We start from the raw sequence: 8685 nt of genomic DNA on the forward strand, positions 1-8685 counted from the left end.
ATCCGAATATACCAACTATGAAATATAACATTCTCGTTCGCCGCCCTGACGATTTAACCGCAGGCTGGGCGCAACAGGTGGTCAATAACCATTGTCCTGGCGCAACCGTATCCCGCCTGAATATTATTTCCGTGGATACCGGCACCACAACGCGAATCCGCCTTGCAATAGAACATAATGGTCCGGCAACACTGCCCCGGCGATGGTTTGTAAAACTGCCATCACTGGCCTGGCGCGCAAGATTGATTACAGCTTTGCCAAGGCTATTACATACCGAAATACGCTTCTATAATGAAGCTGCTCGAAACGTGCCGCTCGCAATACCGGATTTCCTGGCTGCACAAAGCAAGCCAGGTAAGGGGGCTACCCTGGTTCTCAGGGACGTAACGGAATGCGGTGCCATTGCCGGCAGTCCCGACGATGCTCTGACTGCGGCTCAAGCCAGCCTCGTCATTATGCAGCTTGCTCGCTTTCACGCGCACTTCCGGAACAAAACCGACCTTGTTCGGACATATCACTGGCTAGCCGGGCCTGTGCGACGCCTGGAAGATCAACTTGGCGCAGCCTTGGCGGTCCCCCTGATGAAACGGGGGCTGCGCCGAGCAGGAAAATTTGTTCCTTCGACGATTCATGCGGTAGCTGTCCACTATGCCCGCCACCGCCGCCGCGCGATGCGTTTTCTTTCGGAAGGTCCACAAACACTTGTTCATCATGATTGTCATCCCGGCAACCTCTTCTGGAGCCAATCTCAGCCTGGCCTCCTCGACTGGCAACTCGTACGACTTGGTGACGGAATCGGGGACGTTGCCTACTTCCTTGCTACCGCACTTGAGCCGGAGGTCCGGCGTACTCATGAAGCGACCCTGCTGTCAATTTATGCCCAGGGACTTAAGGATAACGGGATTACCGACATCGATACCAAATCGCTGTTGCAAAGATATCGCGCTCACCTTATCTATGCACTTGAAGCAATGTTGGTAACGCTTGCGGTCGGCGGAATGATAAAGTTGGAGACCAACTATGAGCTCATCCGTCGCACCGCTGCGGCCGTGAAGGACCTTGACGCTTTTACCGCCATTCCAATATGAGACCCGGCTTCTACTGATTCCATCTGAATTTATAATCGTTCATGACGCGAAAATCCATGTCATTATCCGCCAAAGTGAATGCGCTGTTTTACGCCACGAGTCATGGTTCCTCGATGAGACGCATCTGAAGCTCATCTCCTGGCAAGTGCACGCCTTTTGCAAATTACGCTACACTTGCGACTCATCCGGCTATTCGCTTCATCCAAACCATAGAGTATTGCTGCAAGCACGATGACAAATGACGATCTCAGAGCCCGGCTTGAGGCAATTGATGCTGATTGCGAACGCGCGGCAAAAATGGAACTCAATGAGCTATTCGACGGTGTCTCCCACAGCGGGGCAAGATACCGCCCTCCCTCCCCCCAGGCGGCCGAAGCAATTTGGCTCAAGCTTATCGCCAGGAAGGAAGACGGGTTTATTCAGGAGATCGTTGAATTTTTGAAGCCGAAAGCTGCTGCTCAGTCTGCTGTGGGCAAGGAAGTCATATCCACTGTTCAGGGAATAACTGAGGAGATGTTTGCAGATGAACGGTACCTCGACCGGATGAAGGATTTCTACAAGGAAATAGCCTGGAAAACACCGGAGCATGAGCCTTTTCCTGACTTGCAAGCCGGGCGGCTGGATCTTGTTGATGACGCTTATCGGACAGGAGTCAGAGAGGCGTTACGGCGAGCTCGCCGTAATATTATTTCCGAATTCGAACGGCATCAGCCCGACCTGCCGAAGGACGCGGGATTTCTGTCGCAATGGAGGCATTATTCTACTCTCAGCCCATGGCAGTCCATCGGTACAATTATCCTGTTAAGCTTAACGTCTTACCTTATCGCATGGATCATTGCGAGCGATGCGGTCCAAGGCGTACTGGAGCGTTTCGGATGGTCTAGTGGAACGGGTTTGTAAGTCACCCGTTCTCCGCCTGTCTTCGATATTGAAGCAACTATACAGCGACGTATGCCCTTTCGATAATACTCATTCCCTCGCGATATACTCGCGCGTTTTTTGCATTGAACTTAAATCCGGTAATTGGACGGGGTGGATGCCAACTGAAAAAATAGGCGTTTAACTGACGAATTCAGGTAAAACAACGCCCTCAGGCAACCCCCTCGGGAGTTGCCTGCGTGAGCTATCCGAGCAGACTGTATCCCTTACCTGACCCCGCTACTTTTTGCCTCTGCGCATTGCCCCCAACCCTAATAATCCAATACCCATAAGCGCGAGTGATCCTGGTTCCGGAACAGGGTTTTGCGGATGGTCTATCGGGGGGTTGCTTATGCCACCCACATACTTCAGGGAATCTTCTCCGCCTGGCCCGGCGCCGACTTGCTGAATATGTACCATCGCCAGTGAATCCGGGCCACTTCCTGGCACGGAAACAAGAAAGTTATCTACGGAAACACCGTTGATGGTCCAGGTAGTGTATTCGCCATCTACAAACCGCTCCCCCGATTTGGTAGGATATTCCAGGTCCACATAAAAATCATACCCTGCATTACTTTTATGCATATCTATGTCATCTACCTGCTGTGTTCCTCCAAAATTCGAGAATGAAGCGTTCGTAAGATCAGCTGAACCTTCGTAGGAAAACAGGAGTTGGGAGATGTAGGCATCGTCTCCGATATTCTCCGGAAGATTGTTCACTGTATTATTAAATCTGAAGTCAACATTGGTCCCGTTCTGGGTCAATATCAGAGTAGCGACGGATGCTTCGGTTCCAGATGCCGGACTACCTGTCACATACGTATTTATATCAATCGTCAATGCGGAGGCTGACATGGGAGCGGTCATTCCAAGACCCATCAGCGCGCTCGTAACCAATCTATTTTTGGTTGTTATCGGTTTGAATTTCATGGCGTCCTCTATAAGTAAGTGCTCGGCGTGAGCAACCTATTGGAGGAGCAATAACCATGCCTAAATATAACACCATGATTCTGCAATATCTTTTATTAACCCACTCGATATCCTGTAAGTTCTATCGACGAATGCGCCATCGATTTTATATAAAACGGCAAGCGCAAGATCAGGTTAGGTAATGAGTTAAAAAAATCGACTCAATCAGCGAGCAGGTTTGATTTTAGGTTTCGTTTGGACGAAAACAATCGCTGCACGCTCTAACCTGCCCGGTAGCATCTAATACATACAAGCTTTTTTTGGCATTTACATGGAGTTTAAATCTTCAATTGCATCGACAACCATACCGGTCCCGACTGCGATCAGAAGGATATCGGCCGCGACACGCACATAGCGGTATCCTGGTCCGGGCCGGCCCATTCGGCTCATCAGATGAGGTGGCAAGTCATAAAACACGACGTTCCGGGCTAGTGGATAGCCCATCCTCCATTGCTTCGCTTGTCCCGGAGGCATACAGCCGTTGTACTTTTTTGACAAGCCCGGAGGACACCGGCCGCTTTGCAAACGAGGTCCAAAATACTCGTGAGCAATGGCCCGTTGACGGCCGTCGAAATTATGGATCATATGTTTGCTTCCGCCCCGGTGCCGTTGATAATTGTTGCTATTATCCTTTTTTTTCCCCTTGAAGTGCCCCTGTTGACTGGCATTACGATTGCCTCTCTCCTTTTCGGCAGCGACAGGGGTGGAAATGGAAAACACGGACAGCGCAACCGCGGAAACAAAAAACCTCATGAATGTTTTATGCATGGTCTATATCTATAAGAAATCGGAAATCAGGTTATCAAGCTATATCCGTAAGCCATTCGTCGAGTTTGAGGCGTAACTCCTCAAACTGACAATAGCCCGCGGCGAGCAGGTCATAATTTTCTCCGCTCTGCGCTATCAGGGAAGGGAAGCCGCGCACGCCCCATTGCCGTGCCTTTTGAAAATGAGCAAGTGCCAGGTTCCTGGCCATCTCCGACTCGAACGTCCGCAAGAACCGCTGCGCGTCCAAACCCGCGTTTGCGGCGAGTTGCGACAGCACAATGGGATCGGTCACATTCTGCTGCGCGACATAAAACGCGGATTGCACTGCCCTGAAAAATGGAAAGACCGCAAGAGGATTGATCAGGGAAACTGCGATCACCCCCCGGCTAGCCGGTTCGGTATCGTAAACGAAACCTTCCGGCATGGCGCCTTCGAACCGGAATGGTTGGCCCGTCGTGCGGTGCACGGTATGCCAGTGATGGAGTATCTCCTCGCGCTGCGCAGCGGATATCGAGTCTTTCGTGCCCGGTCGCAAGCCGCCCAGCAGTAGCTCCACTTTCAGGCCACCGCCGTACTCATCGCGTATTCTGTCGATCACCGGCATAAAGCCCCAGCACCATGAACACATGGGATCGGCCACGTACCAGAGAATTTTTTCACTCATGGCGCACGATCAAGTACCTGATATGCCGGCCGCATCGAAAGTAAGCTGCACTGCTCCGCTACAACTGCGCATATGAGTAGAGCAGGGCATACAATGAGAACGGGGTTAGCTACTCCTCCCCTCATCCGTTCTACTTCACTTATGCAGCAGCCCGCGAAGCTCTCTTGCGTTCGTGTTCCTGCAGGTGACGCTTGCGGATACGAATGGTTTTTGGAGTTATCTCCACCAGTTCATCATCAGCGATGAATTCGATGGCGGATTCCAGCGTCAGCTGAATCGGCGGTGTCAGGGTCACAGCTTCGTCGGTTCCGGATGCACGGACATTGGTAAGCTGTTTACCCTTGATTGGATTAACCACAAGATCATTATCGCGGCTGTGAATGCCGATCACCATGCCTTCATACAAGCGGTCGCCGGGGCTGACGAACATGCGTCCGCGCTCCTGCAATTTCCACAACGCATAGGCCACGGCTTCGCCCTGCTCGGCGGAAATCAGCACGCCGTTGCGCCGCGCGGCGATTTCAGGTCGCATGGGCGCATATTCGTCGAATACGTGGCTCATCAGCCCCGTGCCTCGCGTCATGGTCATGAATTCCGACTGGAAACCGATCAAACCCCGAGCGGGAATACGGTAATCCAGTCTCACTCGTCCCCGTTCATCGGAGACCATGTCCTGCAAGTCGCCCCGGCGCGCGCCCAGCGCTTCCATTACGCCGCCTTGATGGGCCTCCTCCACATCCACGGTAAGCATCTCAAACGGCTCGCATTTCACGCCATCGATTTCCCGGATCACGACGTGCGGGCGCGAGACGGCAAGCTCATAGCCTTCACGGCGCATGCTCTCGAGCAAAATGGTGAGATGCAATTCGCCCCGGCCGGACACCAGAAACGAATCAGTATCGTTCGTTTCCTCCAGCTTCATGGCAACGTTGGTGAGCAGCTCTTTTTCGAGGCGTTCACGCAATTGCCGGCTGGTCACAAACTTGCCTTCCTTACCCGCAAAGGGTGACGTGTTCACCTGGAAGTTCATCGTCAGCGTGGGTTCGTCCACGGCAGGCATGGGAAGCGCCTCGGGCTGATTGATGTCGGCCAGCGTCGCGCCGATGCAGAGCTCTTCAATGCCATTGATCAGGACAATGTCGCCAGCCAGCGCCTCCTCAAGCTGTACCCGCTCGATGCCCCGAAAACCGAGAATCTGGTTGACCCTGGCCTTCTTCGGCGTGCTCGTTCCCGCCAGCACCATCACATCCTGGCCAGGCTTGAGCCGGCCACGGCCGATACGGCCAATGCCGATGCGTCCTACGAAACTGGAGTAATCCAGCGCGCTGATCTGCAGTTGGAGTGGTTCGTCCGCATTTCCCGAAGGTGCATGGACGTGCTTGAGTATGGTGTCGAATAGCGGGCGCATGTCCGTACTGGTTTGTTTCAGATCCGTCATGGCATAACCGTTGAGCGCCGACGCGTATATCACCGGAAAATCCAGCTGTTCTTCATTGGCGCCCAGCTTGTCGAACAAGTCGAAGGTATGATTCACGACCCAGTCCGGGCGAGCGCCAGGACGGTCGACCTTGTTGACAACAACGATCGGGCGCAGGCCAAGGGCCAGCGCTTTTTTCGTGACAAAACGCGTCTGCGGCATCGGGCCCTCGACTGCATCGACCAGCAGCAGTACGCCGTCCACCATCGACAGCACGCGCTCCACCTCACCGCCAAAATCGGCATGGCCGGGTGTATCCACGATATTGATATGCACACCCTCGTAATCCACCGCGCAGTTCTTGGCGAGTATGGTGATACCGCGCTCGCGCTCGATGTCGCTGGAATCCATTACCCGGTCGGCAATGTGCTGGTGCGCGGCAAAAGAACCTGCCTGATGCAGCAACTTGTCCACCAAAGTGGTCTTGCCGTGATCGACGTGGGCGATGATGGCGATATTGCGGATGGAACGGGACATAGGAAAAATCCTCGGTCGAAGTGACAAAAGGGCGGCAGTATATCAGGTTGCTCAGGAGCACGCCTGTCTCTCACGGAGCCGTTGACTGCTATCCGGCTAAAACCCCTAAAGAATTCATGATTCGAATGCTAATAAACAAAACCCCCGGGTGCGCCGGGGGTCTTGTCACATTCCCACAAAAATCCTTCCAAGCATCTGCCTGTCTTGTACCTGTTGGACAAACTTTATCTTGTATCGTTCCTGACCGCCTTTGTCTCTTTTGACCTACTTGACCGGTGCCTTATTCACACCCTTCAGAACAGTGGGGCCCGTAACAGTAATATCCTCACGGAGTTGTTGCATATCCATGGTATGGCTATTAATGCCGTCAACCTTTGTAATATCGTCGGTCGTCTGGAATGACCCCGCTTTTGAACGAAAGTCGATAATCGCCTTCGCATGGGCGGCCGTGATGCCTCTGACAGTTTGAAGCTCGGCCTGAGTTGCGGTATTGATATTGACGGCCGCGTAAGCGGTACCGGTAAACGTTAGTAACGCGACAACGGTAATAAGCGACTTTTTCATTGGTTCTCCCCTTGTTTAAAAAAATGACATACAAAAAAAATTGTCGAAAAAATACCTGACAGGCACCAAACCTCCGTTCAGGAACGACACCGAAGAGTATCAGATCAGGATTCGCGTCGCTTGCTTTCCCGCAGCAGTGTGATTGACAGGCAGGAGGCATGATATGTCCCGTGCAATCCGAAAACCCTGACAAATGACATGTTCCAGTTACTTTTGGAGGAGCTTTTATCTCACCTGCAATGTCGCTTTGTTATCCGCCTGAAAACTTTGAGAGAATAGCGGCAAGAACATGAACCAAAACTTATTCAAGTTTGCTCTATGGGACGAAGATGGGCGATTTGCTGCAAACGCTTCATGTCGTTGAGCTTGATATGACGGCACTCACTGCTGATGATGCCGTCGTCCTGAAAACGAGCAAGTATGCGGCACACGGTTTCCTCTGCGACTCCCAGGTGGTTGCCTATATCACTGCGGGACATGCTCAAATTAAATTCGGTGGGCGAACAATTGCGCCTTGCGAATTGTTGCGACAGGCGAAGCAAAAAGATGGCTAGGCGCTCCTCCGCATTGTGCTTTCCCAGCAGTAGCAGCAATTCATGGCTAAGCCGGATTTCGGCACTCATGATCTTGAGAACTTCATGCTGGATTGCAGGGTCTCTTCCGGCCAACTCCTCAAAACGTTCCATTGAAACCTCACAAACGGACGTGACCCTCATCGCGCGGGCCTCGCAGCTATATTGACGGCTTTCGATCGCATTCAACCCCAGCAATTCACCTTCTTCATGAAAGCCTATCACCTGTACCTGGCCGTCTTCCGTACTGACGCTCGTCTTGACTGACCCACCCCGGATGACATACATGTAATCCACCTGTTGACCCATGTGATACAGGAGTTCTCCGCGCTTGAAAACCTGTTTTTTCTTGACGACGCGCTCCAATAACGACGAATCACCGGTTTTCAGCCACAGGGACATACACAGTTGGTACGCGCCGCAATTCTTGCAATCCACCGGCACGTCGGCTGCTCCCCCGGTGACAGATGTGGTTTTAGGTGCGTGCTTCAACATGTCGGAGGCCCGTTATCGATACAGAAACGTATTATGCGGCTAACTTGAGCTCGCGTCGCGTTGCTCATGGAGAACGGCTCCCGGAAAATCGGTCAGTTGATATTTGCCGCTCACCACCCTCGCCGCAAGCATTTCGAGAGTCTGGCTTTGTAGCAGCTTGACGATTTCCTGCTTGATTGGCCACCATTTTGCATGCATCGGGCAAGCGGTTTTCTCGCTGCAAACCTTGAGCCCCAGCACACAATCTTCCGTAAAACCCGGGCCTTCCGTAATTCTGACAATTTGCATCAGATTGATTTTATCGCCTCTTTCCCGCAAGCAAAAACCTCCTTGCTTGCCACGAAAAGAATAGAGAAGATCGCCTCTGCATAACTCCTGCAGAATCTTGGCAAGATAGGTAGGCGGTGATCTCAGGGATTCCGCCATAGTGCGGTTCAATACCGCCACGCCCGGAGGTTGAGTGGCCATGTAGATGAGCGCCTGAATGGCGTACTGGGTTGTACGGGACAGTATCATGTCGGGATCACGCGCAGTGCTATTGAAAGATAGACCTGAACAATCAGCATAAAATCCGGGCTGTCATACCAGCCAGTAGACAAAGATAAACAACCCCAGCCAGACCACGTCCACAAAGTGCCAGTACCAGGCGACCCCTTCAAAGCCAAAGTGGTTCGCGGGCGTGAAGTGACCCTT

General features: G+C 52.5%; 10 protein-coding genes. 2 read left to right on the forward strand and 8 right to left on the reverse strand.

What is annotated here, in order from left to right; translation table 11 throughout:
- Positions 1-17: 17 nt before the first annotated feature.
- Both BMZ14_RS05400 and BMZ14_RS05405 read left to right on the forward strand, forming a co-directional pair.
- A complete protein-coding gene (locus tag BMZ14_RS05400; RefSeq protein ID WP_074795332.1) occupies positions 18-1088 on the forward strand; it encodes a phosphotransferase in 1071 nt (356 codons plus the stop codon).
- A 231-nt stretch (positions 1089-1319) separates the two neighbouring features.
- Positions 1320-1988, forward strand: coding sequence for a hypothetical protein (locus BMZ14_RS05405; protein ID WP_074795333.1), 669 nt, complete (start codon positions 1320-1322; stop codon positions 1986-1988).
- A 258-nt stretch (positions 1989-2246) separates the two neighbouring features.
- Here the strand turns inward: BMZ14_RS05405 and BMZ14_RS05410 are convergent, their stop codons facing one another.
- The 8 genes from BMZ14_RS05410 to BMZ14_RS05445 form a co-directional block, all read right to left on the reverse strand.
- Positions 2247-2936, reverse strand: coding sequence for a PEP-CTERM sorting domain-containing protein (locus BMZ14_RS05410; RefSeq protein WP_074795335.1), 690 nt, complete (start codon positions 2934-2936; stop codon positions 2247-2249).
- 306 nt (positions 2937-3242) lie between these two features.
- Positions 3243-3743 (reverse strand): RcnB family protein, encoded by a 501-nt coding sequence (locus BMZ14_RS05415; protein WP_074795337.1) that lies wholly within the window; start codon positions 3741-3743, stop codon positions 3243-3245.
- A gap of 34 nt (positions 3744-3777) precedes the next feature.
- Entirely contained in the window at positions 3778-4407 is a 630-nt protein-coding gene (locus BMZ14_RS05420; protein WP_074795339.1) for a DsbA family protein, read from the reverse strand.
- A gap of 139 nt (positions 4408-4546) precedes the next feature.
- Complete coding sequence (gene typA / locus BMZ14_RS05425) at positions 4547-6361, reverse strand: translational GTPase TypA (RefSeq protein ID WP_074795341.1); 1815 nt, start codon at positions 6359-6361, stop codon at positions 4547-4549.
- 264 nt (positions 6362-6625) lie between these two features.
- Positions 6626-6925: a ComEA family DNA-binding protein gene (locus tag BMZ14_RS05430; RefSeq protein ID WP_074795343.1), complete on the reverse strand. Its 300-nt coding sequence runs from the start codon at positions 6923-6925 to the stop codon at positions 6626-6628.
- A gap of 305 nt (positions 6926-7230) precedes the next feature.
- The gene (locus tag BMZ14_RS05435) at positions 7231-7992 is read right to left on the reverse strand and encodes a helix-turn-helix domain-containing protein (RefSeq protein WP_074795345.1); all 762 of its coding nucleotides are present in this window, start codon (positions 7990-7992) and stop codon (positions 7231-7233) included.
- Between the two features lie 39 nt (positions 7993-8031).
- Positions 8032-8508: an RrF2 family transcriptional regulator gene (locus tag BMZ14_RS05440; RefSeq protein ID WP_074795347.1), complete on the reverse strand. Its 477-nt coding sequence runs from the start codon at positions 8506-8508 to the stop codon at positions 8032-8034.
- A 63-nt stretch (positions 8509-8571) separates the two neighbouring features.
- Positions 8572-8685, reverse strand: a 114-nt coding sequence (locus tag BMZ14_RS05445) for a cytochrome c oxidase subunit 3 (protein ID WP_074795349.1), incomplete at its 5' end; no start/stop codon positions are given.

It is taken from the genome of Nitrosospira briensis (assembly GCF_900115125.1).
GTDB classification, from domain to species: domain Bacteria; phylum Pseudomonadota; class Gammaproteobacteria; order Burkholderiales; family Nitrosomonadaceae; genus Nitrosospira; species Nitrosospira briensis_A.

Coding starts and splice junctions, on each gene's coding strand:
- BMZ14_RS05400 (WP_074795332.1), top strand. CDS start 18: ATGAAATATAACATTCTCGTTCGCCGCCCTGACGATTTAACCGCAGGC.
- BMZ14_RS05405 (WP_074795333.1), top strand. CDS start 1,320: ATGACAAATGACGATCTCAGAGCCCGGCTTGAGGCAATTGATGCTGAT.
- BMZ14_RS05410 (WP_074795335.1), bottom strand. CDS start 2,936: ATGAAATTCAAACCGATAACAACCAAAAATAGATTGGTTACGAGCGCG.
- BMZ14_RS05415 (WP_074795337.1), bottom strand. CDS start 3,743: ATGCATAAAACATTCATGAGGTTTTTTGTTTCCGCGGTTGCGCTGTCC.
- BMZ14_RS05420 (WP_074795339.1), bottom strand. CDS start 4,407: ATGAGTGAAAAAATTCTCTGGTACGTGGCCGATCCCATGTGTTCATGG.
- typA (WP_074795341.1), bottom strand. CDS start 6,361: ATGTCCCGTTCCATCCGCAATATCGCCATCATCGCCCACGTCGATCAC.
- BMZ14_RS05430 (WP_074795343.1), bottom strand. CDS start 6,925: ATGAAAAAGTCGCTTATTACCGTTGTCGCGTTACTAACGTTTACCGGT.
- BMZ14_RS05435 (WP_074795345.1), bottom strand. CDS start 7,992: ATGTTGAAGCACGCACCTAAAACCACATCTGTCACCGGGGGAGCAGCC.
- BMZ14_RS05440 (WP_074795347.1), bottom strand. CDS start 8,508: ATGATACTGTCCCGTACAACCCAGTACGCCATTCAGGCGCTCATCTAC.